The organism is Myxococcales bacterium (assembly GCA_016712525.1).
Classification (GTDB): Bacteria; Myxococcota_A; Polyangia; order Polyangiales; family Polyangiaceae; genus JAAFHV01.
This window is the reverse complement of sequence record JADJQX010000001.1, coordinates 2,625,753-2,650,175: the sequence shown is the minus strand read 5'-3', so window position 1 is coordinate 2,650,175 and position 24,423 is coordinate 2,625,753. Positions and strand designations below refer to the sequence as shown.

General features: G+C 70.3%; 18 protein-coding genes. 13 read left to right on the top strand and 5 right to left on the bottom strand.

Annotation, left to right across the window (positions count from 1 at the left end; all coding sequences use genetic code 11):
* Positions 1 to 186: 186 nt before the first annotated feature.
* From IPK71_11300 to IPK71_11285, 4 genes are all read left to right on the top strand, one after another.
* Positions 187 to 4,566 (top strand): protein kinase, encoded by a 4,380-nt coding sequence (locus tag IPK71_11300; protein MBK8214324.1) that lies wholly within the window; start codon positions 187 to 189, stop codon positions 4,564 to 4,566.
* Positions 4,567 to 4,595: 29 nt separating this feature from the next.
* On the top strand, positions 4,596 to 5,894 hold the full coding sequence (locus tag IPK71_11295; GenBank protein ID MBK8214323.1) for a patatin-like phospholipase family protein: 1,299 nt from the start codon (positions 4,596 to 4,598) through the stop codon (positions 5,892 to 5,894).
* A 56-nt stretch (positions 5,895 to 5,950) separates the two neighbouring features.
* Complete coding sequence (locus IPK71_11290; protein MBK8214322.1) at positions 5,951 to 6,484, top strand: hypothetical protein; 534 nt, start codon at positions 5,951 to 5,953, stop codon at positions 6,482 to 6,484.
* A gap of 168 nt (positions 6,485 to 6,652) precedes the next feature.
* Entirely contained in the window at positions 6,653 to 7,018 is a 366-nt protein-coding gene (locus IPK71_11285) for a YXWGXW repeat-containing protein (protein ID MBK8214321.1), read from the top strand.
* Positions 7,019 to 7,022: 4 nt separating this feature from the next.
* Here the strand turns inward: IPK71_11285 and IPK71_11280 are convergent, their stop codons facing one another.
* Positions 7,023 to 7,475: a hemerythrin domain-containing protein gene (locus tag IPK71_11280; protein MBK8214320.1), complete on the bottom strand. Its 453-nt coding sequence runs from the start codon at positions 7,473 to 7,475 to the stop codon at positions 7,023 to 7,025.
* Between the two features lie 227 nt (positions 7,476 to 7,702).
* On the opposite strand from IPK71_11280, the gene IPK71_11275 reads away from it, so the two are divergent.
* Together IPK71_11275 and IPK71_11270 are read left to right on the top strand one after the other, a co-directional pair.
* Positions 7,703 to 9,403, top strand: coding sequence for a transglutaminase family protein (locus IPK71_11275; protein ID MBK8214319.1), 1,701 nt, complete (start codon positions 7,703 to 7,705; stop codon positions 9,401 to 9,403).
* 5 nt (positions 9,404 to 9,408) lie between these two features.
* On the top strand, positions 9,409 to 10,602 hold the full coding sequence (locus IPK71_11270) for a VWA domain-containing protein (GenBank protein ID MBK8214318.1): 1,194 nt from the start codon (positions 9,409 to 9,411) through the stop codon (positions 10,600 to 10,602).
* Positions 10,603 to 10,687: 85 nt separating this feature from the next.
* On the opposite strand, the gene IPK71_11265 is transcribed toward IPK71_11270, so the two are convergent.
* Positions 10,688 to 11,590 carry a LysR family transcriptional regulator gene (locus IPK71_11265; GenBank protein MBK8214317.1) on the bottom strand — a complete coding sequence of 301 codons (903 nt, stop codon included), beginning with the start codon at positions 11,588 to 11,590 and terminating at the stop codon, positions 10,688 to 10,690.
* 83 nt (positions 11,591 to 11,673) lie between these two features.
* Between IPK71_11265 and IPK71_11260 the strand changes: the two genes are divergently transcribed.
* Positions 11,674 to 12,678 (top strand): hypothetical protein, encoded by a 1,005-nt coding sequence (locus tag IPK71_11260; protein MBK8214316.1) that lies wholly within the window; start codon positions 11,674 to 11,676, stop codon positions 12,676 to 12,678.
* Positions 12,679 to 12,728: 50 nt separating this feature from the next.
* Here the strand turns inward: IPK71_11260 and IPK71_11255 are convergent, their stop codons facing one another.
* Positions 12,729 to 14,159: a hypothetical protein gene (locus IPK71_11255; GenBank protein ID MBK8214315.1), complete on the bottom strand. Its 1,431-nt coding sequence runs from the start codon at positions 14,157 to 14,159 to the stop codon at positions 12,729 to 12,731.
* A gap of 48 nt (positions 14,160 to 14,207) precedes the next feature.
* Positions 14,208 to 16,376: a S9 family peptidase gene (locus IPK71_11250; protein ID MBK8214314.1), complete on the bottom strand. Its 2,169-nt coding sequence runs from the start codon at positions 16,374 to 16,376 to the stop codon at positions 14,208 to 14,210.
* Between IPK71_11250 and IPK71_11245 the strand changes: the two genes are divergently transcribed.
* The 6 genes from IPK71_11245 (at position 16,375) to IPK71_11220 (ending at position 23,715) form a co-directional block, all read left to right on the top strand.
* Positions 16,375 to 17,496: a hypothetical protein gene (locus IPK71_11245; protein MBK8214313.1), complete on the top strand. Its 1,122-nt coding sequence runs from the start codon at positions 16,375 to 16,377 to the stop codon at positions 17,494 to 17,496. The genes IPK71_11250 and IPK71_11245 overlap by 2 nt on opposite strands.
* Before the next feature lie 111 nt (positions 17,497 to 17,607).
* On the top strand, positions 17,608 to 18,327 hold the full coding sequence (locus tag IPK71_11240; protein MBK8214312.1) for a TetR/AcrR family transcriptional regulator: 720 nt from the start codon (positions 17,608 to 17,610) through the stop codon (positions 18,325 to 18,327).
* Positions 18,328 to 18,330: 3 nt separating this feature from the next.
* Positions 18,331 to 20,247, top strand: coding sequence for an acyl-CoA dehydrogenase family protein (locus IPK71_11235; protein MBK8214311.1), 1,917 nt, complete (start codon positions 18,331 to 18,333; stop codon positions 20,245 to 20,247).
* Between the two features lie 236 nt (positions 20,248 to 20,483).
* Complete coding sequence (locus IPK71_11230; GenBank protein MBK8214310.1) at positions 20,484 to 20,909, top strand: GNAT family N-acetyltransferase; 426 nt, start codon at positions 20,484 to 20,486, stop codon at positions 20,907 to 20,909.
* Between the two features lie 865 nt (positions 20,910 to 21,774).
* Entirely contained in the window at positions 21,775 to 22,575 is an 801-nt protein-coding gene (locus IPK71_11225; protein MBK8214309.1) for a hypothetical protein, read from the top strand.
* A gap of 153 nt (positions 22,576 to 22,728) precedes the next feature.
* Positions 22,729 to 23,715 carry an alpha/beta hydrolase gene (locus IPK71_11220; GenBank protein ID MBK8214308.1) on the top strand — a complete coding sequence of 329 codons (987 nt, stop codon included), beginning with the start codon at positions 22,729 to 22,731 and terminating at the stop codon, positions 23,713 to 23,715.
* Positions 23,716 to 23,974: 259 nt separating this feature from the next.
* Here IPK71_11220 and IPK71_11215 read toward each other — a convergent pair whose 3' ends face one another.
* Complete coding sequence (locus tag IPK71_11215) at positions 23,975 to 24,412, bottom strand: DUF4265 domain-containing protein (protein MBK8214307.1); 438 nt, start codon at positions 24,410 to 24,412, stop codon at positions 23,975 to 23,977.
* Between the last annotated feature and the right edge of the window lie 11 nt (positions 24,413 to 24,423).

Sequence of the window (24,423 nt, the reverse complement as noted above, 5' to 3'; positions counted from 1 at the left end):
GCGAGACCCATTCGCCCGAGCCCGCCCCCACGGCGCACTACGCGAGGGCGAGACCGCCACGAGACGGAGCCGAACGCGTGCGCAACGGGCGAAACCCGAGCTATCATGAGCGAAGGCCCGTGTGCCGCGCTTCGGCTCCTCGGGGGAGGAGCCTTTCCCCTACAGTGTGTTCCTTCGCGTGCCGCCTTGACCGATCCCCCTATCCCCACGCATCTGGCGCAGTACGAGGTCCTCCGCCGCTTGGGCGAAGGCGGGATGGCGGAGGTGTTCGTCGCGAAGAAGCGTGGCGCCGAAGGCACCTACAAGGTGGTCGTCGTCAAGCGCATCCTCCCGACCTTCGGGGCCTCGAGGCGCTTCCAGTCGATGTTCATCGACGAGGCCCAGCTCGCGACCCGCCTCAACCACCCGAACGTGGTGCAGGTGTACGACTTCTCGAACGAGGGCGCCGAAGGGCACATCCTCGCGATGGAGTACGTCGAGGGGCCCGACTTCGGCATGCTCGTCGGCGCCGCCCGCACGAAGGGCGTGAGGCTCCCGCCGTGGGTGTGCGCTTACGTCATCGCCGAGGCGGCCAAGGGCCTCCACTACGCGCACGAGAAGAAGGACGACGGCGGCGCCTCGCTCGAGATCGTCCACCGCGACGTCTCTCCTCAGAACATCCTCCTGTCGTACGACGGCAGCGTCAAAATCGCCGACTTCGGCATCGCGAGCGCCCGCTTCCTCCAGCAAGAAGAGGGGGTCATCAAGGGCAAGTACGGGTACATGTCGCCCGAGCAGGCCCGCGGCGAGAAGGTCGACCGGAGGAGCGATCTCTACGCCCTCGGGGTCATTTTGTGGGAGTGCCTCGCCGGCCGCCCGCTCCATGGCAGCGCGACGGGCCAAGCCCTCCTCGACGTCGTCCGCACGGGTCGTGTCGAGCCGCCGAGCACCTTCGTGATGGACGTGCCGAGCGAGCTCGAGGACATCGTCATGAAGGCGCTCTCGCCGCGCCCCGACGATCGCTACGCTACGGGTCGAGAGCTCGTGTCGGCCATCGGTCGCGCCTTCTTGGCCCGCCAAGAGCTCGTCGACGCCGCGGCGCTCGAGGCCACGATCACGGCGTTTTTGCCCAAGAAGCGCCCGCTTCGGGAGCGCCCCGAGCCCAAGGTCGCGGCCTCCCCGAGCCCCGAGCTGACGAACCCCGCGGCGCCTTCGGCCAAGGGAGAGGCGAACGAGCCCACGCCGGCGTCGATGAACGGCGCGCGCCTGCCCCGCAAGAACGGCGAGCACCGCGAGGTGCGCCACATCGCCCTCGTCACGCTCGACTTCACCCCCGAGGGCGAGGCCGACGAGGCCACCCTCGCGACGCTCACGCGCTCGATCGCCAAGCTGCGCCCCACCCTCGAGGACATGGCGTACAAACGCGGCGCGCGCTGGCAGTGGACGCGCGACACGCAGGCCCGCGCCGTGCTCGGCCTCACGTCCCGCCACGCGCGCGCGCCGGGCGACTCGGCCTGGCTCGCCCTCGAGACGCACGAGGCCATCGCCGCCATCAAGGACGATCTCCCGTTCCCCGTGTCGGCGTCCATGGCCATCGTGCGAGGCATCGCGTCGGGGCTCCGCGACCGCGACGGAAACCTCGTGCGGTACACGCTGCACGACCCGGTCACCTACCTCGCCGACCTCCTCGGGACCCGCACGCCCAAGGCGAAGACGTGGGTCGCGGGCGGGCTCTATCGCCTCGTCCGCGGCGATTTTCGCTGGGGAGACGCGCCGAGCCTCGATTTCCCCGAGGACACGAAGGTGGCGAACCTGCCGCCGACGATGCGCATCTACACGCTCGAGCGCAGCCTCTCCCGCGAAGAGAAGGAGTCCGAGGCCGAGGGGCTCGAGAGCGCGCTGGTCGGTCGCGACGCCGAGAAGGCCGAGCTCTTCGCGGCGTTCCATTCCGCGGTGAACGCGCCGGGCGGTGGGCGACTCGGCACACGCGTCGTGCTCGGGGAGCTCGGGATCGGAAAGTCGGCCCTCGTCGCGGCCTTCACCCACGACCTCCCTCCGAACGCGCGTGTCGTACGCGTCGAGTGCTCACCGGTCCGCATGGAGGTGCCCTACGCCTCCATCGCCGAGCTCGTGCGGCAGGCGCTGAGCATCAAAGGCGACGAGTCGTTCGACGAGGTCGTGGGGCTCGTGTGCAAGGCCATGGCCGTCGACGCGAGCGTCGAGGCCCAGAACCCGCTCGTCACCCGCCTCGCCGAGCTCGTCACGAGCCGCATCGCGGGCCACGGCGACGCCGACGACGCCGCGTACCAGAAGCGCCTCCTCCTCGCGAGCGTGCGCACCCTCGTGGGCGCGTTCGCCCAAGAGAACCCGCTCGTCATCGTCGCCGAGAGCCTGCACTGGGCCGACAAACCCAGCCTCGACCTCCTCACCGATCTCCTCAAATCATCGGAATCATTGCCGATTCTCGCGCTCCTCGTCACCCGGCCCGACGAGCGCATCTCCGCGCTCCTCGAGGGCAAGGTGCGCATCGAGCTGCACGGGCTGTCGGCCGAGGAGCAGGTGAGGCTCGTCGAGGCGCGGCTCGGCGTCAAAGAGGGCGTGCGCGCGGTGTGCGCCGAGCTCCTGCCACGCGTCGGCGGCAACCCGTTCTTCCTGCTCGAGCTCGTCGACGCCCTGCTGGAGCGCGGCCTGCTCGAGATCCGCGAGGACGCCCTCGTACGCTCGGAGGACGGCGACCGCGAGTTCTTCCTGCCGCAGACGCTCGAGCAGCTCCTCGCCGACCGCATCGAGGAGCTCGCGCCGCGAGAGCGACTCATCGTCGACTGGCTCGCCATCGCCGGAGGCCCCCTCGGCGTCGCCGATCTCGAGCGCCTCTTCGCCATCGAGACGTCCGCTCGAAACCCCGTCCACGAGCCGTTGGGGCGCCTCTGCGAGCGCGGATTGTGCGACAAAAAAGGCACCGACGTCGACTTCCGCCACCCGCTCACGCGCGACGTCGCGTACGCCGCCCTCCGCCCGGAGGCCCGCACGCGAATGCACCGCGCCCTCGGGGAGCACCTCGCGCAGACCCAGGTCGCGAGGGGCGTGTCGGCGGCGATCGTCGCGAGCCACTTCGCCCGCGGCGACGACGGCGAGCGCGCGTCGCACTTCTACCTCGAGGCCGCCACGGCCGCGCGCACCACGTACCAGACCAACCTCGCCGTCCGGTACTACAAACGCGCCCTCCTCCAGCTCACCATCGACGACCCGCGCCGCCTGCTCGCCCACGACGCGCTCGAGGGCATCTTCCGCATGCTCGGTCGCAAGCGAGACCGCGTCGCGCAGCTCGAGGGCATGCGCGCGTGTGCACGCCAGGTCGCCTCGCCCCGCTCGGTGTGCCTCGCGTTCCTCCGCACGGCCCGCTTCGACCTCGACGAGGGCAAGCTCCCCCACGGGCTCCCGATCGCGCGAAAGGCCGCACAAATCGCCCGTGGAGCGGGGTTCTTGACGCTCGAGATCGAGGCCGAGTCCCTCGTGAGCGAGCTGTCGCGCGAGCTCGGCGACGTGCAAGGTGCCCTCGCGGCCGCCGACCGTGCGCTCGCGGCGTGCGATCCGAACGTGAACCCCAACGTGCCCCCTCGCCTCCGCGCCGACGCGCTCCGGTCGCGTGGCGTCCTCCTCCGTCGCGTGGGGCGCGTGCGCGAGGCCATGGTCGACTACGTGGAGGCGATCGCCATCTACCGCCGGCACGGCGCGCACCGCCAAGAGGCCCGCGCGAAGAACGCCCTCGCCTTCGCGATGTTCGTTCAAGGCCGCTACGAAGACTCCATCGCGCTCGCGCTCGAGTCGATCCAGATCGACCTCTCCGTCGGGGGCAGGTTCCAGCTCGCGAAGACCCTCGCCAACATCGGTCAGAGCTACTCGCGCCTCGGCGACATGCCTCGCGCGGCCGCGTACCTGAAACGCGCGCGGGACGCCCACGAACGCTACGGCGACAAGGACGGGCGCGCCGACACCCTGCTCGTGAGCGCCGAGGTCGCGCTCGACACGGGCGCGCTCGACGAGGCCGTGGCGTTCCACAAAGAGGGCCTCGACCTCTGCGAGGCCACGGCGAACGCCTACGACAAGGCCCACGCGCTGGTCGTCGGTGCGGCGATCTCGCGCGCCCAGCGTGAGCCCCAGAAGGCCATCACGCTCGCGGTCGAGGCCCGCCGCATGGCCGAGAACCAGGCCCTCGTCGCGTACCATTTCTACGCGTTCGCCATCGAGGCGTCGGCGCGCGTCGACGCGGGCGAGGTGCACTCGGCCACGCTCCTCGCCACCACGGCCCTCGGCGCGGTCGAGACGCTCCAAGGCACCGAGTACGGCCTCGAGATCCGAACCCTGTGCGCCGACGCCCTGAAGCGCGCGGGCTCTCCCCAAGCGGCCACCACGAGGCAGCGCACGGTCGACTACGCCACGGCCCTCATGGAGACCATCCGCGACGCCCGCCTGCGCAGATGCTTCTCCGAGCGTCCGATGGTCGCGGCGCTGTTCGACGCCACCCCCTCGCCGCTCGCCGAGACGGGCACCACGGTCAAGCGGCCGTCGGCCCCTTCGATGCCGTAAATACCCGTACTTCCTTACGAAAGACGACAATGATCGAGCCTCGAAGCCCCGAAACCTCCCCGAAACGTGTCGCCATGATTTTCTCGGGTGGTGGCGCGCGCGGGGCGTACGAGGTGGGCGTGCTCTCGTACGTCTTCGAGGAGCTCGCGCGCCTTCGCGGCGGCCCTCCGCGCATCGACATTTTGTGCGGGACGAGCGTGGGCGCGATCAACGCGTGTTACTTGGCGGCGCACCTCGCCGATCCGGTGCTCGGCCTGCGGCGCCTCGTGCACCTGTGGACGGAGCTCGAGCTCACGCGGGTGCTCGGCTTCGGCATGCGGCAGTTCGTGGGCCTGCCCAAGCTCGTCATGGGCGGCGGGAGCGACGGCACCGGCCTCTTCGACGTGCGCCCCATGGCCGATCTCGTCGGTCGCGAGATCTCGTGGCGGGCGGTCGCGCGTTCCATCCGAAAGCAGCGGCTGCGCGCGCTCGCCATCTCGACGACCGAGGTCGCCACGGGCCGCACCGTGGTCTTCATGCAGACCGCGCCGCACGTCGCGATGCCCGAGCTGCCCCCGCCGCGGACGCTCTACCGCCAAGCGCACATCGGGCCCGTCCACGCGCTCGCGAGCGCCGCGATCCCCCTGCTCTTCCCGCCCGTCCGGATCGACGATCACCTCTACCTCGACGGCGGGCTCCGGCAGAACACCCCCATCGCCCCCGCGCTCGCGCTCGGCGCGACCCACGTGTTCGCGATCGGCAGCTCGCGCGAGGTGCGCGGCATGGTGGCCCCCGAGGGCTCCGGCGACGGCCCCCACGCCCCCGGGGCGGCGTTCCTCCTCGGGAAGGTGCTGAACGCGTTCCTCCTCGATCACGTCGACGTCGACATCGAGCTGCTCACGCGCCTGAACCACGTGATCGAAGACGGAACGAAGGCGTACGGCCCGGGCTTCGCCGACAGCGTCAGCGCGCACGCGATGAAGCGCGGAGGGAGGCCGTACCGGCACGTGCACGCCGTCACCGTGCGCCCGAGCGAGGACATCGGTCGTATGGCCGCGGAGCACGTGCGGAAGGGGAAATTCCAGGGGAATCCGCTCCTCACGAAGCGCCTCTTCTCCCTCCTCGACGTCGGCGCGGGCGACGAGTCCGACCTCGCGAGCTACCTCCTCTTCGACGGCCCGTTCTGCCGACGCCTCATCGAGATGGGCCGGGCCGATGCCCAAGCCCGGCGCGACGAGCTGCTCGACTTCTTCGGGCGCGCCGCGGACGACGCCCCGGGGAACCCGACGAACGAAGGCGAGAGTGGACTATGGGACAAGCGTGCCCTAGGCATTCCCTTCGGCACGTGACGAACGCGCGGGAAGGATCACGACCGCCGCGCGTTCTCGCCCTAGGACTCGCCCGAATGCGCTCTCTTTCTATCGCCGCGGTGGCCTTTGCCGCGCTCCTCTCGGCCTGCTCCCGCGAGAAGGCCGCCCCATCGACGAGCGCGCCCGCGACCGCACAGGCTGCGACCGCACAAGCTCCGACCGCGCCGATCCCCACGCATCACGAGCCGGTCGAGGTCCCGGTCGTGACGATCTCGGATCGCGCCGACACCACCGTGCACGTCACGTGGGACACACCGAAGGGCACCGCCGTGAACGACGACGCGCCCTTTCGCCTCCGCTGGACCACGAGCGAAGGCCTCGCCGAGGTGCCCCCCGAGATGCGCGCGAAGGGGCGCGACGTGGCCTCGGGGTTCGACGTGCGAGTCGTCGCGACGAAGGGCACCCCGGAGGCGAGCCTCGTCGGTGAGGTCGACATCGTCGTGTGCGACTCCGAGACTCACGCGGTCTGCGTGCCGGTCAAGCGCAAGGTGACGATGCCCTTCCTCGTGGCCCACGAGAAGGCGTCGGTCCGCTCGACGGTCAAAGTGCCGCTCCCGAGCGCCAAGTAGAGCGTCGGCGCGTGTACCACACCTGACCACTCTTTTCGGCGAGGCGCCCGACCGAGCTTGCGCGACCCGCGGGCGAGGTATGGAATGAAAATCGGCGGGGTGATGGGAATCCCGCCTGCACGGTGACCGTACGACTCCGTCGACGCCCGAAGGCAAGCGGTGCACGCCATGAAGCTCGCGACCTCCACTCCCTCCCTCCACCTCCAACGTGCCGTCGTGCTCGGCCTCTTCGCCCTCGCGCTCGGCCCCCTCGCGGGCTGCGTTGCTACGGCCGAGACGGGGCCTTCGCGCGGCGTCGTGGTGAGCGGCCCCCCGCCGGCCCCCATCGCCGAATCGCGCACCACGCCCCCCCAGCCGCACGCCGCGTGGGTCCCCGGGTACTGGCACTGGACGGGGATGCAGTATGCATGGATCCCGGGCCACTGGGACGCGAGCGCGGGCGGAGGTCAGTGGGTAGGCCCCCGTTACTTCCAGCAGGGTGGGCAGTACCGCTACGAGCCGGGCAGCTGGACGCGCCGCAACGCGCTCCGCTGACCCCTCAGGCGCTCGCGAGCGCCTCCTTCATGCGAGCGTGCTCACGGAGGACCTTCTTGGCGAAGGAGGTCTTCTCGCGATCGTCGAGCACCTTCCCGGCCACCTGGAAGAAGGCCTTCTCCTCCTCCTTGAGGTGGTGGTGGATGGCCTTCGAGAGCTTCTTCGCCTTCAAGAGCCAGGTGGGCGCCTTCTTGTTCTGGACCGAGAGCTGATCGACGAGCTCGTCGATCTCGTGGTGCTCGGCCATCGCGTGCCTAGCGACCGAGAGGCCTCGATCCGTCATGAGGATCGGGACGTACAAAAAGCGCTCCTCCGCCGCGGCGTGGGCGGCGAGCTCGACCTTGAGCTCCTGGAACAAGGCCTCGCGCTCCTCTGCCGTTCGGTTCGCGCCGACGAGCGACCGCGCGAGGCTCCGCTGGCGGTCATGGCTCGCGCGTAGGGCTTCGAACACGTCCATCATCTCGTCTCTCCTTCGCACCGGCCGTGGGTGCGGACGAGCCGACCGCTACCACCGCCCATCCTCGGGCCTTTTAGCGACGGAATGCCGTGATGCCAATGTCCTGACTTTTCTTCTATGTGTTTCGCTCAGTTGGATACCGTTTGCACGGTACCAGGTCCGCCCGCGCGAAGTTTGCGTCGACGAGGCCTTCGTTCCGGAGGCCGACAGCGGTATCGTTTCGTGGCTTGGACCCCGCGCGACGCAGAGCCTTCGTCGCGGCCTTCGCGGCCGTGCTCGTGACGACGACCACCCTCACGTCGTTCGCCGATCGCGGCCCCACGCTCCACGAGCCCATCGGCGAAGATCCACGCGAGGACGTGGCGCTCTCGGTGAGCCTCGACGGCGAGCTGCCCGCCGCGCTCGACACACGCTCGGGGCTCGTCACCGCGCCCGATCCCACGAAGCTCGACGACACGAAGCGCGCCCCGTACGCCCCGGGGCCGAGCGGCCCGGGTGGCGCGCCCGACAGCACCTTCTCGCCCGACCGCAACACGAAGAAGCCCGACGCCCTCCCGTACGACGAACCCTTTCGCCCGTCGACGGCCCCGTTCAAGCGTTTGTCGGCCTACGACGCGGTCGACGAGAGCTTCGTGCTCTACGTTCGAGGGCCCAAGCTCACGCAGCTCTCGCGGGACACGGGCCCGGTCGTGCCGGCCACCGAAGAGACGTTCTTCGCCGACCTCGTGGTCGACATCGTACCGGGGCACCCCTCCCGCATCCCGAGCGTGGGCCCCGGCACGCGCATCGTCAAATCGAGGGCCGGCGTCGGCACGGAGGACGTGCCGGTGCGCATCTCGAAGGACAGCGCCGAGAACTGGTTCGTCGAGGGGACGACCATGTCGCGCGTGCGCCTCGTCATGCAGCTCGCGATCGCGCGCGCGGCCTTCGGCGGGACCTTCGGAGATCCGTCGTGGGACAGGCTCCCGTACGTGCCGCCGCTGCCGCCCAACGTGGCTCGCGCGCAGGCGAACGTCGCGAAGGCGCTCGGCGTCGGCCGGCAGCTCTCCCCCCACGACAACGTGACGCGCCTCGTGGCCTACTTCCGCAGCTTCCAAGACTGGGACGAGAGCCCGCCGCCGGTGCATGATATTTACACGGATCTCGCGCTCTCGAAGAAGGGTGTGTGCCGCCATCGTGCGTTCGCTTTCCTGATCACGGCGCTCGGGATGGGGATCCCCACGCGCATGATCGCGAACGAGGCGCACGCCTGGGTCGAGGTGCACGACGGGACACGCTTCGTGCGGATCGACCTCGGCGGCGCGGGGAACATGCTCCGAGACCCCCAATCCTCGAACGTGCCCTTCGAGGCGCCGCCCGACCCGTTCTCGTGGCCCGTGGGTGCCACCCGCGGCGACGACCTCGCCTCGCGACCTCCCCCGTCGGATCCTCGGAACCCGTCGCCGAATGGGCCGTCCCAAGGTGGCCCGAAAGCCCCGGCGAGCGCCGACCCGAAGGGCGCCTCGGGAGACTCCCCCGCCCCCCAAGGGTCTTCGTCGAAGAGCTCGTCCGGCGGCGATCCGTCGTCCTCTTCGTCCCAGGGTGGCATGTCGAAAGAAGGTGGCTCGACCAGAGCCCCGAACCTCGACGACGCGCGCCCTAAGGCCACGGTCGATCTCTCGCTGCCGCAAAAGAGCGCGTCGCGTGGGGGGAAGCTCGTCGCCGAGGGCGTCGTCAAGGCCGACGGCGAGCCGTGCCCTCGGGTCACGGTCGAGATCGTGCTCCGCGAGAAACAAGGGCACGAGACCATCGTCGGCCACCTCGCCACCGACGATCACGGGAAGTACGGAGGCAGCTTGACCTTGCCGAGAGCGCTCCCCGTGGGCGACTACGACCTCGTCGCACGCACCCCGGGCGACGCCCGCTGCGGCCAAGGAGCCTCCAAATGAGCGCCGTGTTCGTGCCGTTTTTGTACGAGCTTCGGCAGAAGAAGGTGAAGGTCGGTCCGCAAGAGGCGGTGGCCCTCGCGAGGGCTCTCGTGAAGGGTCTCCACGAGAGCTCGCTCGACGGTTTTTACCACGTGGCGCGCGCCATCTGCGTGCACCGCGAGACCGACCTCGACCCGTTCGACGAGGCCTACCTCGCGCATTTCAAGGGCATCGCGGCGCAGAGCCTCGAGATCGTGGCCGAGCTCGACGATTGGCTCAAGGACCCACGCACGCGCAAGGAGCTGTCGGCGGAGGAGCTCGCGGCCCTCGAGACGCTCGACATGGAGGAGCTGCGAAAGCGCTTCGAGGAGCGGCTCAAGGAGCAGCGCAGCCGGCACGACGGCGGCAACCGTTGGGTGGGCACGGGCGGCACGAGCCCCTTCGGCGCGCAAGGCGCTCACCCCTCGGGGCTCCGCGTGGGGCCCGCCGGCGGGGGGAAGAGCGCCATGGGCGTGGCCGACGCGCGCAGGTACAAACCGTACCGCTCCGACCTCGTGCTCGACGTGCGCCAGATCGAGGTGGCGCTCCGCAAGCTGCGGGTGTTCCAACGCGAAGGTCAGATCGACGAGCTCGACATCGAAGAGACGGTGCGCGAGACGGCCAAGAACGCCGGCGAGCTCGAGATCGTGCTTCGCCCGCCGCGCAAATCGAACACACGCGTGCTCCTCTTGATGGACGTGGGCGGCTCGATGGATCCCCACGCCGAGGTGGTCTCGAGGCTATTTTCTGCGGCGAAACGCGCGTCGAACATTCGGTCGCTCAAGACGTACTACTTCCACAACTGCGTCTACGGGCGGCTCTACGAGACCGAGCGCTTCTCGGATCCGGTGCTCTTGAAGGACGTGCTCGAGCAGTGCGGCCCCGAGTGGAAGCTCGTGCTCGTCGGCGACGCGGCCATGCACCCGACCGAGCTCCTCGGTGCGGGCGACTGGGAGTACTACACACGCGGGGGCGGCGAGATGATGCCCGGCATCCGCTGGCTCATGCGCCTCTCCGATCACTTCCGCCGCGCGGCCTGGCTGAACCCCGACCCTCCGGCCTACTGGAAGGGCGGCACCGCCGAGGCGATCTCCAAGGTCTTCAGCATGTTCCAGCTCACCCTCGACGGCCTCGGCGAGGCCGTGACGCACCTCTCGAGGGGCGACACGAAGGGGCGTTGAACGGGCGGCGAAGGCGCGCGGCCGTCCTCGGTAAGCATCGGTACGTGGCTCGACGGGCCTTCTGCGGCGACCCGAGGAAGCCGATTCACGGAGCGCCGAGGGCTCCGCGCGCCCCCTCGCGGAGCGCGTCGACGACCACACGCACACGACGCGGCACCTTCCCGCCGGCGTAGACGACGTACGCGGAGCTCGTGGGCCAGTAGGCCTCGAGCACAGGGGTCAGGCGACGCGCCTCGACGAACGGCGACGCGAGGTGCCGCGGCGTTCGGACGATCCCTACCCCGCGCGCCGCAAGCTCCCGGGCTAGCGCGGGCGAGTCGACACGCGTCCGGCCTCGCACGACGACCACCTCGTCCCGTTCGGAGCCACGGAAGGACCAGGTGGTGCGCGGCTTGCGGCCGACGAGCACGCACTCGTGGTCGACGAGATCCGCCGGGCGACGCGGCGCTCCTCGCGACGCGAGGTAGCCAGGCGACGCGAACGTGCCGGTGGGGGCGGCACCGAGCTTCATCGCCACGTGCTCCGAGCTGTCCGCGGGCGCACCGACGCGGAGGGCGACGTCGATGCCGCCGCGGCGAGGCTCCTCGAGCTCGATGGTGACCGAGACCTCGAGGACGAGGCGCGGGTACGTGAGCGCGAGCCGCCCGAGCACGTCGGGGAGCAAAGGCTCGAGGCCAGGAGCGACCGAGATACGGACGACCCCCGAGACCTCCGTGGCCGCGTCCCGTACGAGCGAGCTCGCCCGCTCGACGACCTCGCGGAGCTCCTCGCAGCGCTCCGCGAGCAGCGCGCCCGTCCGCGTCAGGGTGAAGGCGCGGGTCGTGCGGTGGACGAGCCGCTCCCCGACGGCGCGCTCGAGCGCCTCGAGCCGACGACCGATCGTCGACCGCGGGATGCCGAGCAGCGCCGAGGCTCCACGAATGCCACGGGCGCGCGCGACCGCCGCGAAGACGAGCATCTCTTGAGGGTCCAGGGTTGGCTCGATCACGCTCCGATTGTCCCAACTTCGGGACACTACGTCCAGCCGGTCGCCACTGCCGCTGCGGCCTCCCCCACCGCACTCTCCACGGCATGAACATGCACACCTCCTCCGTCCTCCTCGCTCTCTCCGTCACCATCGCCGCGTGCGCTACGGCCACCGTCGAGCCCCAGCCGCCCGAGGGTGGCCCCAAGCCCGCGACGGCGACGATCGTCCACGCCTTCGACGCCGCGTCTTTCCAGCTCCCCGAGGGCCTCGTCGTCCGCGAGGGGAAGGCCTACGTCGGCCTCGCGCCCCTTGGGACGATCCTCGAGACGGGCAGCGACGGGTCCACGCGGACCTACGCGACCGTCCCGCCCGGGGGACGCGACGGCTATCTCACGGGCCTCGCCTTCGACGCCGCAGGAAACCTCTACGCAGCGTCCACGCGGAACCGCCCGGACGCGAGCGCGACGACGCCCGGGATCTACAAAATCCCGGCGGGCGGCGGGGCGGTCACGAAGCCCTTCGCGAGCTCCCCAAAGATGACGTTCCCGAACGGCCTCGCCTTCGACGACAAGGGCCTCCTCTACGTCACCGACTCGGCCGCCGGGATCGTGTTCCGTATCGCCGCCGACGGCGCCGCCGAAGAGTGGGCGAGGGGCGCGGCGCTCGAGGGCTCGGTCGCGTGCCGCTCCGACCTGCCCTTCCCGATGGGCGCGAACGGCATCGTGTTCGCGCGCGGCGCGGCGTACGTCCTCAACACCTCGAAGGGCTCGCTCGTGAAGATCCCCGTGCTCCCGGACGGGCGCGCCGGTGAGCCCTCCGCCGTCTTCGAGGACTGCGGTTACGTCGGGCTCGACGGGCTCGCGCGCGACGCGGCCGACGGCACCCTCTACGTCGCGCAGAACGGGCTCCCGGGCCGCGTGCTCTCTTGGTCCGAGGGGCTCGGCGTTCGCCCCGTGGTCGACGGCGCGCCCCTCGATGGGCCCGCGAGCCTCGAGCTAGGGGTGTTCGGCGGCGAGAAGCGCCTCCTCGTGACGAGCGCCGCCTTCTTCAGCAGCGCGTCGCCCGCCGGAGGGGCGCGCCCGTCGCTCGCGTCGATTCGCCTACCGTGAGGGGGCGATGCTGCGGGGCGCTCGTCCTCATGACGTGCGCCCCGCGGATCTCACTTCGGCTTCGCGGGTGCCGAGGGCGCGGGCTTCGCTCCGGACGGGGCCGGTGCGGGAGGCTTCGCGCTGCCCGAGGCCGCGGGCTTGGCGCTGCCCGACGCGGCCGGCTTCGCGCTGCCCGAGGGGGCGGTCGCGGGCTTCGTGCCCGAGGGGAGCGCGGCGGGCTTCTTGGCCGAGCCGGTGGCCGTAGCCGACGGAACGGGCACGTCGTCGTCGTCGTCCTTCGCGGTGGGCTTCGCGGTAGGCTTGGCCGTGGCCGTGGGCACGGGCTTCTGCGGGGGCTCGGGCTCCTCTTCGTGGGTCGCGTAGTAGATGCCCACGCCGATGCCGATCACGGTGAGGATGCCGAGCACGAGGAAGAAGATCTTCCAGAACGAGTACGGGGCTTTACCGACGACCTCGCCCGTCTGGCCGTTCACGAGGAAGCGGTAGACCTTGTCGTTGTAGCGGTAGGCCGCGATCCAGATGGGCAGGAGCACGTGCTTGAACGTGACCTGAGTGAAGTTGTTCGACACGTTGAGGCCGCGGTGCGTGTCGCCGCCGATGTCGCCCGCGCACCTGCCCTCTTGCACGCGCGCCATCTTCTGTTGGCCGATCGACCAGGCCGGCATGAGGTCGATCGCGTAGGCCTCGGCGCGCCACCCGGCGAGGTAGTGGGGCGCGTAGGGAATGAGCTCGCGCGTGTTGAACGTCGAGAACTTCTCGACGAGGTCCCCGGGGAGGCCCTTGCCGGCGCACACGAGGGTGTCGTCGAAGAAGTCGTTGCGGCTACCCCAGGCCGACTCCCACCGCGTGCGCTGCACTTGGCGCGTGCGCGTGACCGACTGCCCGTTCTCGTACGCGGTGTAGGTCTCGGTCTCGTAGTAGTACCAGCCGCGTTCGGCGGTCCAGTTCGAGTAGACCATGGAGTCGAACGTCCAGAAGGGGACGTAGACGCCGCCCATCTCCTGCACCTTGGCGATCTTGGTGAGGTCGTTCGGGCGGAACCAGAGGCTCGCGAGCCACTTGCCGAAGAGGTCGTTCGCGGACTGTTTGTTGATCTTGAACGGGACGAGGCTCTCGGGGCGAATGGCCTGGTCGTTCGTGTGGGCCTGGAGCACCTGGTGCGAGCCGCAGAACGCACACGCCGTCGTGCGCTCGCCCTCGCCGATGTTCACGGTGGCGCCGCAATCCTTGCAGTTGATCGTCGTGACCTGCACGCCGAGGCCCTTCGCGGCCATCGCCATGCCCTGCTCGATCGGGATCTCGCGGACCTGCTCCTGCTGCACGTAGCCCGCCTGCTGGACCACGGCGGGGCGCGTCTGGACGGCCTGCTGGTGCCCGCAGTAGGGGCACTTCATGGCCTGGGTGCCTGCGTCGTAGTTCAGCTTCGCGCCGCAGTTGGAGCAAGGAAACGATTGGGCGTCGCCGCCGGCAGGTTGGGTCATCGATGTACCTTTGAGGCAACGAGGCTACCCTAGACGGCACGCCCCACGCTACGGCGCCGAGGGCTTCGGGCGAGGGGTGGGCTCGAGGGGCCCCGGAAGCTCGGATTTTCCAATGGGTACGGTCATTTGCACCCCGTCGAGGTCGGCCCCGACCGGGGCGTAGCGGCCGCCCAAGCAGCGCGCCAGGAAGGCCTCGGTGAGCACGTCGACGGCGAGGCGATTGTCGGGGCGCGCGACACCGTGGCCCTCGTTCGGGAAGACCACGAGGGTCACCGGCTGACCGTTCTTGCCCGCGAGGGCCGTGAGCTCTTTGACGTCGTCGAGGCGCACTCGCGGGTCCTTCTCGCCGTGCACGACGAGCAGAGGCTTCGTGATGCGCGACGCGAACGTGAGCGGCGAGATCTTCGTGAGCTCGGCGCGCCCCTCCGCGGTCTTCCCGGAGCCGACCCGCCTCTCCAGCTCTTCGGCCTCGGCGGGGAACGCGGGTGTGCTCGCGCCGAGGAACCGCGGCACGTTCACGGGCCCGGCCACGTCGACCGCGCACGCGACCTTGTCCGGCGCGCCCCCGAGCCCCGCGAGCGCCGCGTACCCGCCGTAGCTCGAGCCCACGAACGCCACCCTGCCCGGCTCGGCGATGTGCTCGTTTTGGGCCCACGCCACGGCGTCGACGAGATCGTCGTTCATCTTCTTCGACCACTCGCGATCCCCGGCGTCGACGAAGGCCTTCCCGAAGCCCGTGGAGCCTCGGAAATTGACCGAGAGCACGGCGTACCCGCGGCTCGCGAGGAACTGCGCCTTCGGCGAGAGCCCGAACCCGTCCCGCGCCCACGGGCCGCCGTGCACGAGCAGCACCATCGGGAGCGGAGCGTCGGGGCGACCGTCGTGGTCGGCGTCGGCGCCGCGCGGGAGCGTCAGGTACGAGACGAGCGAGAGGCCGTCACGCGCTCGGATCACGCGCGAGAACACGGGCGAGGGCTCGAGCGCCTCGAGCTCCTTCGACGCCGAGAAGAGGACCCTCGCGACCGGCGTCGCCTTCGGGTCCTTGGCCCTGTCGTAGGAAAAATAGCGGGTCGGGTGGACGGGCGAGCTCACGGCGACGAGCCACCGCGTATCGTCGAGCGAGCGGGTGACGACGTCGAACGAGTCGCCCCGGGCGAGCTCACGGAGCGCCTCGAAATCGCGGGCGAGCGCGTCGCTCGCGAGGTGCCATCGTGGCTCGGCGTAGGTCGCCTGGGCGGCGTCGGGCCGGAGCGTGGTCGGATCGAACGTGGCCCCCTCGATGTCGGCCTGGCCGTCGTCCACCACGACCCGCGACGCACGCGTGCGAAGATCGATCGCGACGAGCGCCGCCGTGTCTCGCCCGCGCGAGTCGACGAGGTAGAGCTCGCGCTTGGCCGCGTCGATCCCGAGCGGAGACGTGGCCTGCGTGTCTTGTAAGGGCACCTTGGCGAGGAGCGTGGCGAGGCGCTTCGTCCCGTCCTCCACGAGGTACGACGTGCCTCCGTCGGAGTCGACGCGGAGGCCTACGCGCGGCACGAGCTCGTCGTCGTAGACGAAGGCCGCGATGCCCTCGTCGTTCTTGCGCTGAAGGCGCCGCTTGCCCGTGACGACGTCGACCACGAACACGTCGTGGGCCCGCGCGTCGCGCTCGTTCAGGGCGACGGCCACCTCGCGCGGGTGCTTGCGGCTCCGCGCCTCGAGGCGCGCCTGGACCCGCGGGATCGGCGTGAGGTCACGGTCGGCCCCGGTGGTCACGTCGAGCGCGTGGAGGTGGTAGTTCTCGGTCCCGTCCTCGTCTTTGCGGTAGACGACGTGTTTGCCGGTCATGGCCCACGTGTAGGAGCGCACGCCGCGGAGGGTGTCGTGCGTGCTCGCCTCGGCCACGTCCGGCGTGTCGATCTTCGCGACGACGACGTTCGGCACGCCGTCGCGCGCGGTCACGTACGCGACGCGTTTTCCGTCGGGGCTCATCTTCACGAGGGTGCGCTCCGGCGGCACGAAGAACGCTCTCCGCGGGGTCAGCTTCGGGTCGAGGATCGCCGCTCGGACGGGGCTCGGGCTCGGAGCGGCCTGGGGAGGCGCCTTCGGGGCGACGGGCGCGGCGGGGGGCGCGGCCGGTGAAGGCGGGGGGACCGCCTCGCACGCCGAAGCGCCCAACGAGAGCGAAGCGAACGCGACGAGGAGCGGGAGGGGCCGGCACGAGGAGAGCGCGCGCATGACCCAACGTCATACCCCGGGCATGCCCCACGGGGCACCCGCGAATCGCGGCGATTCGTCGGTCGCCGAGGGTGTGCTTTACTCGCGGGCGCCCATGCGCCTTCGCGGAACTTTCGGTGCCCTGCTCTCGGCCTCGGCCATCGTCCTCGTGGCCACGCCCGCGCTCGCCGACAGGGTCGCCGTGCTCCCCTTCCCTCCGGGCGACACCCGCGCCGAGTCGGCGACGTCGGCCGCGGTCACGGCGGCGAAACATGCTCTGCCTTCGGCCGGAGAGGCCGCGACGGGCAAGGCCGCCGTGAAAGACGGCCAAGCCGACACGAGCGAAGAGTACCGCGCGTACGGGGCGGCCGCGGGCGTCGACTGGACGCTCCGCGGGACCGCCATCCACCGGGCCGACGGTTACCGGCTCGAGCTCGAGGCGTGCCAGGTCAAGACAGGGCGCGTCGAGCTGCTCGCGCGCGAGATCTCGGAGACCGAAGAGGTGCCGCAGATCACCGAGATGCTCGTGCTGCTCCTCCGCCCCGAGGGGGTCGCCAACGCCGACCTCCCGTGGACGCACGCGGGCCCGAAGAAGCCTCAAGAGCCCAAGAAACCCGAAGAGCCCAAGAAGCCCGAGGAGCCCAAGAAGCCCGAGGAGCTCCCCGTGCCCAAGGTCGCGCACCCGTACGCCGAGGGGCACCCGCTCGCGGTGGGCGCGAGCATGGCGGTGCTCTCGGCGGTGTCGCGACCCGGCAACGCGACGGGCTCGGCGACGTCGTTCTACCTGGGCGGCGTGCTCGGGTACCACGTCGAGGCGGTCCGCGGGCTCGAGCTCCGCGCGAACGTGCAGGGCACCGTCGCGGGCCCGAAGGCCCTCGTGCTCGACGTGGGCGCGCGGTACGCGTTGCCCGTGGTCCCGACCGCGCGGGTCTTCGTCGTGCCGGACGTGGGCCTCGGCACCTTCGTGACGCTCGGCGCCGCCAAGGACGCGCGTTTCTTCACGCGCCTCGCCGCGTACGCGTCGCTCGGCCTCGGCGAGCGCGTCGCGCTGGAGCTCGGACCGGAGCTCGGTCTCACACCGGGTGGCTCCGGCACCGTGGTGCTCTTCGGCGGCGCGCTGCACGCCCTCGCGCGCTTCTGAGCGCGAGCGTAGGCGCACGCGGGCCGTAAGCACCCACGCGGCCTCCCGCCCGTGGTGGGGGGCGTGCACGTTTGACAAGCGCTTACCGTTTGGTAAGGGAACGGCGTCCAAATGGTCACCAGCAAGGCCAAACGCGCCGCGCCCTCCGAGCCCGCCATGCGGGAGCGCATCGTGCGCGAGTCCACGCGCCTCTTCTCGGAGCGCGGCTTCGACGGCACCACCCTGCAAGACATCGCCGCGGCCGTGAAGGTCACGAAGCCCGCCGTCTTGCACCACTTCCCGTCCAAAGAGCACGTGCTCCGCGCGGTGCTCGGCGAGATCGTGGCCCACTGGGAGGCGACGCTCCCGAGGCTCTTGCTCGCGGCGACGGCCGGGGAGAGCCGCTTCGACACCGTGCTCGGCGCCGTCTACCGGTTCTTCGCCGAAGATCCCGAGCGGACCCGCGTGGTCCTGCGGCACGCCCTCGATCGACCGAAGGAGGCCCGCGCCCTCCTCCGCGACAAGGTGCGCCTGTGGGTCGGCGCGATCGCCACGTACATCCGGCAGGGCTCCGAGAAGGGGCTCCACCCCGAGGACGTCGCCCCCGACGCGTACGTGCTGCTCGTGCTCGAGCTCATCATCGTGGCGGCCGCCTCGTGGGACACGATGCGCGAGGCGCTGCCCGAGCGCGAGCGAGGTCGCGAGGCCTTCGACAAAGAGCTCTTTCGGATCGCGCGCACAGCCATCTTCACCGAGCCGAAGCCCCGCGGTGACGACACGAAGGCCGCGCCCCGCCGCACGAACGGCGCCCCCAAGACCCCGGCCAAACCCAAGAAGACGACGACGAGGTAGACCATGGCGAACTTCTTCACCGACAACGACGACCTCGGCTTCTACCTCGATCGCGGCATCCCCTGGGCCGAGCTCGTCGCGGCGTCGGAGCACGGGGACGAGGCGTTCGGCTCGATCGACGAGGCCAAGGAGCTCTACCGCGCCGTGGCCGAGTCGTTCGGTCAGATCGCCGCCGAGGTCGTGGCGCCCCGCGCGGCCCGGCTCGACACCGAGCACTCGCGGATCGTCGACGGGGAGGCCGTCGAGTCCCCCGCCCTCCGCGAGATCTCGCAGGCCATGCGCGACGCGGAGCTCCACAAGCTGTGCATCCCGCGCGAGCTCGGCGGCCTCAACGCGCCGCTCACGCTCTACATGCTCGGGGCCGAGGCGCTCGCCCGCGCCGACGTGTCGATCATGACGCACTTCTCGTTCCACGGGGGCATGGCGCTCGCGGCGCTCGTCTTCTCGGCGCGCGAGGGCTCGACGACGTTCGACGTCGCGAAGGGCACCATCGAGAAGACCCGCTTTTCGCAGATGATCGAGGAGATCGCGCGCGGCGAGGCGTGGGGCTGCATGGACATCACCGAGCCCAACGCCGGGAGCGACATGGCCAAGCTCCGCACCCGCGCCGAGCTCGACGCCGACGGGACCTGGCGGATCTCGGGCCAGAAGATCTTCATCACGTCGGGCCACGGGAAGTGGCACTTCGTCATCGCCCGTACCGAGGACGCGGCCGACCCGAGCGACCCGTACGCGGGCCTCGCGGGCCTCAGCATGTTCCTCGTGAAGGCGTACGACGACCTCCCGAACGGCGAGAAGAAGCGCTACGTCACGCTCGACCGCTTCGAGGAGAAGCTCGGCCACCACGGCTCGGTCACGGCGGCGCTCTCGTTCGACCGTGTGCCCGCCGAGCTCATCGGAAAACGGGGCGAGGGGTTCCGCTACATGCTCGTGCTCATGAACAACGCGCGCGTCGGCGTGTCGTTCGAGAGCATCGGCCTCGCCGAGGCGGCCTACCGCGCCGCGAAGGAGTACGCCGAGGTGCGCACGTCGATGGGCAAGCCCATCGCCAAGCACGAGATGATCGCCGACATGCTCGACGAGATGGAGCTCGACCTCGTGGCCCTGCGCGCGCTCGCCGTGAGCTCGGCGGTGCACGAGGAGCTCGCGCAGAAGCTCGCCATCTTCGGCGCGTTCGGCGCCAAGAAGGGGCCCGAGGCGCAGAAGAAGGCCGAGCGCGACCTCGCCCGTCACCAGCGTATTTCGCGCCGCTACACCCCGCTCCTCAAGTACCTCGCCACCGAGAAGTCGGTCGAGATCGCGAGGCGCGCGATCCAGATCCACGGCGGCGCCGGCTACACACGCGACTACCCCGTCGAGAAGCTCCTCCGCGACGCGCTCGTGTTGCCGATCTACGAGGGCACGAGCCAGATCCAGTCGCTCATGGCCATGAAGGACACGCTCATGGCCGCCGTCGCGCGCCCGCAGGATCTCCTCCGAAAGACGGCCGACGCGCGTGTGCGTGCGCTCTCCGCGAGGGACCCGCTCGACCGCGCGCTGGCGCGGCTCCAAGGAGGGGCGCTCGCCGTGACGCAGCTCCTTCTGAGGAAGACGGCCGAGGGCAAGCTCCGCTCCCTCGCGAACCTGCCCCTCGCCTCGTGGCCCAAGGCGTTCGCGAAAGACTGGAACCCGAAGAAGGACTTCGCCTTCGCGATGCTGCACGCCGAGCGCTACACGCGCCTCCTGGCCGACGAGGCGATCGCCGAGGTGCTCGTCGAGCAGGCGAGGGCGTTCCCCGAGCGCCGTGGGTACGCCGAGCGGTGGCTCGAGCGCGCCGAGGTGCGGTCGCGCGCGCTGCAGTACGAGATCGCCCACACGGGCGAGAGGCTCTTGAAGAAGCTCGCCGAGCCGGCGGCCCCGAGCGCCGCGGCGGCCGAATAAGGGAAGCGTCCGAGGGATGCCGCACGCACCTCGCGAGCTCATTTGGAGGGCCGAGATGGCGCGGAGCGCGAGCGGCTGCCGCGAACGCCTTGAGTAGGAAAGAGGTCGACGATGCGTCGTCGACCTCTAATCCCGTGCTGACCCTCGAGCTTCGTTTGGTTCGACCGTCGGAGCGCTACCGAGAGACGTTCCTCGACGGGCTCGGCGAGCTTCGAGCCGAGGGTCTCCCGTGGTGGATGGGCGACGACCTCGCTTCGATTGGGCAGGACTTCGGCGCGTTCGTGAAGAAGAAACGAGAGGACTCGCGGAGACGCGCGGACGGGCTCGTGCCGGCGCTCCACCTCTGGGCCATCGTCGAAGGGCGCTTCGCGGGCCGCATCTCGATCCGCCGCGAGCTGACTCCGGCCCTTCGCGTGGAGGGCGGAAATATCGGCTACGACACCGTCCCCTCGTTTCGAGGGCGCGGCATCGCCACCGAGATGCTCCGGAGAGCCTTGCCGATCGCGCGGAGGCTCGGGCTCGCCGAGGTCCTCCTCACGTGCAACGACACGAACGCCGCCTCGATTCGTGTCATCGAAGGGAACGGAGGCGTGCTCGTCACGACCAAGGCCCTCGCGCCGAACCGGCCCCTCAAGCGGTATTATCGAATCACGTTAGGGTGATTCGCCCGAATGGGGTGCGCGCGTGTGCGCTTCTCGCGGGCTCGCGGGAACCGCGGAGCCGGGACCGAAAGACGGGGACGTCCCACGGGGCGACGGAGTGACTGGCGCGGCACGAGGGAGTGGTCCGCGCCGCCCCCAGCTACATCTTGCCGTTCTTTCCCCACTTGCCGCTGAGGCAGACCATCCCGCGCGGGGAGGGGTCACAGTCAGCCTGCTCGAGAGGCGAGCACTCCGCGGTGGAAGTGCACGCCTTCGTGCAGTACTTCCCCTGAAGCCCGTCGTCGACCGTGGAGATATCCAGGCAAAGTCGAGAGTCGCAGTCCGCGTCGGCCGTGCACGTGGCGCCCAGGCCCGCCCCCGTCGACGCGTCTCCGTCCACCGACGCGTCGGCCACGGCGCCGTCGCCGGACGAGCCATCCGCCCCCGCGTCGACCGTAGGCGACAGGGAATCCGCCGCGGCATCCGTCTCAGGGGTCCCAGCGTCGGAGGTGCTCGGCGCCGTGGTCGACGTGCCACACCCAACGAAGAAGGTAAACACGCAAAGAGCAGCAACTACGGGGATAGGTCGGAGCGTCATGGGGCCGCGGGCACTAGGTTCCCGCGGTGGCCATGTCAAGCACAGTGGCCGGCGTGTGGGCCAGGTCTGCCGGAGCGGCATCTCGGCACGCCGCCCGTCGTTTCCTTTGGCCCGAACGAACGTCGCCGCGACCAACGCGGCATACGGCAGACCAAGTGGTCTCGGATCGGCGCACGTCCGTAGAGCTTCGGCCTTCGTCTGCCCCTCGAGCACGACCGAGGAGCACCAAGGCCGTCGCCCCACGTCCTTCGGGAAGAAGTGGTTCGGTGCGCCGTAAGACCTAGGGCCATGTCTCTCCGGCTCCGATTTGCCCTCGCAGGACGGTCGTACTTCCCCGGCTCCAAGGTCTTCTCGCGCACGGAGCTTTTGGGATCTCCCGAGGCGTCGGACCCGCTCCTCTTTCTCGGCAAGCTCACGGCGCTGTACGGACCGCCGACCGCGATCATCGACGGCGGGTTCGCGTACGCCATCGACGACTCGGCGTCCGGGCTGCGCTTCACTGCGTACTCGGGGCCCTCCGGGCCGAGCTACGGCGCGGACCCCGCGTCGGACCGGGAGCCGATCGGAGCGTCGGTACGCGCGTTCGAGGACCTCCTGGCGACCGTCCAGCCGGTCGACTGCGCGATCGAGATCACCGAAGAGATCGACTACGGCGGCGCGCGCGTCCGGACCGGCTTGCGTGATGGCCGCCCGTTTCGCGAGGAGATCGTCACGCCCGCGACGAAGGCCAAGAAAGCGCGCGGAGTGAAGACGTACGACGATTGTGTCGCGAAGGCCAAGGCCCGAGGGGGCGCGTACGGGATCGAGGCAGGCTGGATGACGTGCCTCGACGCCGCGCTCCCCGAGGTGCCCGAGTCCTTCGAGATTGGAGCGCGCACCTACGAGAACTGCATCGGGTTCGCCTTCTGCGGGCCGGAAAAGCGCCCGGGCTACACCTTCGACGAGTTCGGCCACGACGGCATGGAGGAGATCGAGGTCACCGACATTCCGTGGCCCGAGCCGCTCTCGAAGACCGCGCAGCTCTGGTTGACGAGCTACGCAGAGTGGCGCGCATCCACGCGACGGAAGCGCAAGCCGAAGGCTCCGTAGAGGGGTAGGGGTGCGAAGGTGCGCCTCGGCCAAAGGCGCCGAAGACCGCGCCCTGCTCCCCCATCAAACCATCTCGCGGCATCGAGCCACGCGCGCGGAGGTGCCCGCGGGACGCTCATTGACCCTCTCTCGCCGGCGGGTAGGCTCCGCACCATGATGCTCCAAGCCATGGGCGCGCTCGTGTCGACACTCGGGAGGCGACTCCGCCACGGCCCGCTCAGGCCGAGCTGGTCCTTGCTCTTCGAGACGAGCATCTGCCTCCTGCGCCGCACCTCGCAGCGCGCGGCATCGCTCGACCCGCTCGGCGAGCGTGCGCTGTGGGCGACCATGAAGGCGCCGCCGGCCAAGGTCTTCGGGAGCGTCACGCAGCGCGACGACACGCTCGGCGGGGTCCGCGCGAGGTGGTTCGAGCCGCGCGACGTGCGCTCGGAGGCCACGATCGTGTACGTGCACGGCGGCTCGTTCATCTACGGGTCGTTCGAGTCGCACGGCGAGCTCATCGCCCACCTCGCCGTGACGAGCGGCGCGCGCGTGCTCGCGGTCGACTACCGCCTCGCACCGGAGCACCGCTACCCCGCAGCCCTCGACGACGTGATAGCCGCCTACACCGCGCTGCTCGACGCCGGCACGGCGCCCTCGAAGGTGCTGCTCGCAGGGGACTCGGCGGGCGGAAACTTGGTCCTGGCGGCGCTCCTGCGATTGCGCGACGAGGGCCGGCCGATGCCAGCGGGGGTCATCGCGCTCTCGCCGTGGGTCGACCTCGCGCGCCAGGGCGGCACGCTCGAGACGAACCAAGCCTTCGACTGGGGTGTGCCGAGCGCCTTCCAGAGCTGGGCACGCACGTACCTGCCCACGGGCTCGCTCGACGATCCTCGCGTCTCGCCGATGTATGGCGACTTCGGCGGGACCTCGCCGTTGCTCGTGCTCTACGGCGAATGCGAGATGCTGCGCGATCAGGTCGAGGAGCTCATCGAGCGCGTGCGCGCGGCGGGGCTGCCCATCGAGTCCGAGCGCTACCCCGACATGGTGCACGGCTGGATGACCCTCGCCTCGGCGACGCCCGAAGCCGCCCGCGCCTTCGAACGCTGCGCACGCTTCGTCACCGAGCGAACGAAGACGAGCGTGGGCGCTCGAGGGTGAAGGTCGGCGCGGGGCGAGCCACCGGCGTGGACGGGCGTCGGCGCGCCATCTCGCTACACACGCGTGGGTCGGGAGAGCGCGCGAGCAGGGGTGCCCCCACCCGCGGGTGCTCGGCCTTCGGCATCCGCCCCCGCGGCCTCCCCCAATGGCCGTTCTCGGCTTCGCTCTACCGCGTCACGCCGCGCTCACCCCCTTCGCGAAGCCTCCGAGCGGCCAGGGGGAGGCGCAGAGACCAAGGTCGCCCGAGTGACGTTACGAGTTACTCCGGGTGACGAGACGACGGGAACGCTACCGCAAGATCATCCTCTGAAAGGCGGTCCAGCACGCTGTCGACGTCGAACATGGCGACGTTCGACGGAACGCAGATGCTGTACGCTCCGAGACGGTCCAGCGCCGTCGTGCTGCACCCCACGTTACGCACCTCCTCGAGTACTTGCTCGACGTCCACGCCCGGTCCGGTGCGCAGAAGCCAAATCGTCGAATGGCTCGAGCGGAAGGCGTGCGTGAAGGAGGTCACGCGCTCTTGGTCATCACGCTCGACCAGCAGCACATCTCCGACCGACACGTCACGAACGAACAGGGGCGCAGCAAGGACTTCGTGCCCACGTGGCGTCTCTCGCACGGGCAAGCACTCGACGCCGACGGGCGGCCACCCGTCCACGACATCGAGCAGGAAGCTCAGGTACTCGGTCGACATGGCGCGCCTCG

What these genes read in the sequence shown, in the direction of transcription:
- IPK71_11245 (MBK8214313.1), top strand. Translation starts at nt 16,375, where the DNA reads ATGACCCAACGTCATACCCCGGGCATGCCCCACGGGGCACCCGCGAAT.
- IPK71_11295 (MBK8214323.1), top strand. Translation starts at nt 4,596, where the DNA reads ATGATCGAGCCTCGAAGCCCCGAAACCTCCCCGAAACGTGTCGCCATG.
- IPK71_11235 (MBK8214311.1), top strand. Translation starts at nt 18,331, where the DNA reads ATGGCGAACTTCTTCACCGACAACGACGACCTCGGCTTCTACCTCGAT.
- IPK71_11255 (MBK8214315.1), bottom strand. Translation starts at nt 14,159, where the DNA reads ATGACCCAACCTGCCGGCGGCGACGCCCAATCGTTTCCTTGCTCCAAC.
- IPK71_11280 (MBK8214320.1), bottom strand. Translation starts at nt 7,475, where the DNA reads ATGGACGTGTTCGAAGCCCTACGCGCGAGCCATGACCGCCAGCGGAGC.
- IPK71_11220 (MBK8214308.1), top strand. Translation starts at nt 22,729, where the DNA reads ATGATGCTCCAAGCCATGGGCGCGCTCGTGTCGACACTCGGGAGGCGA.
- IPK71_11215 (MBK8214307.1), bottom strand. Translation starts at nt 24,412, where the DNA reads ATGTCGACCGAGTACCTGAGCTTCCTGCTCGATGTCGTGGACGGGTGG.
- IPK71_11290 (MBK8214322.1), top strand. Translation starts at nt 5,951, where the DNA reads ATGCGCTCTCTTTCTATCGCCGCGGTGGCCTTTGCCGCGCTCCTCTCG.
- IPK71_11230 (MBK8214310.1), top strand. Translation starts at nt 20,484, where the DNA reads ATGGGCGACGACCTCGCTTCGATTGGGCAGGACTTCGGCGCGTTCGTG.
- IPK71_11250 (MBK8214314.1), bottom strand. Translation starts at nt 16,376, where the DNA reads ATGCGCGCGCTCTCCTCGTGCCGGCCCCTCCCGCTCCTCGTCGCGTTC.
- IPK71_11285 (MBK8214321.1), top strand. Translation starts at nt 6,653, where the DNA reads ATGAAGCTCGCGACCTCCACTCCCTCCCTCCACCTCCAACGTGCCGTC.
- IPK71_11225 (MBK8214309.1), top strand. Translation starts at nt 21,775, where the DNA reads ATGTCTCTCCGGCTCCGATTTGCCCTCGCAGGACGGTCGTACTTCCCC.
- IPK71_11240 (MBK8214312.1), top strand. Translation starts at nt 17,608, where the DNA reads ATGGTCACCAGCAAGGCCAAACGCGCCGCGCCCTCCGAGCCCGCCATG.
- IPK71_11260 (MBK8214316.1), top strand. Translation starts at nt 11,674, where the DNA reads ATGAACATGCACACCTCCTCCGTCCTCCTCGCTCTCTCCGTCACCATC.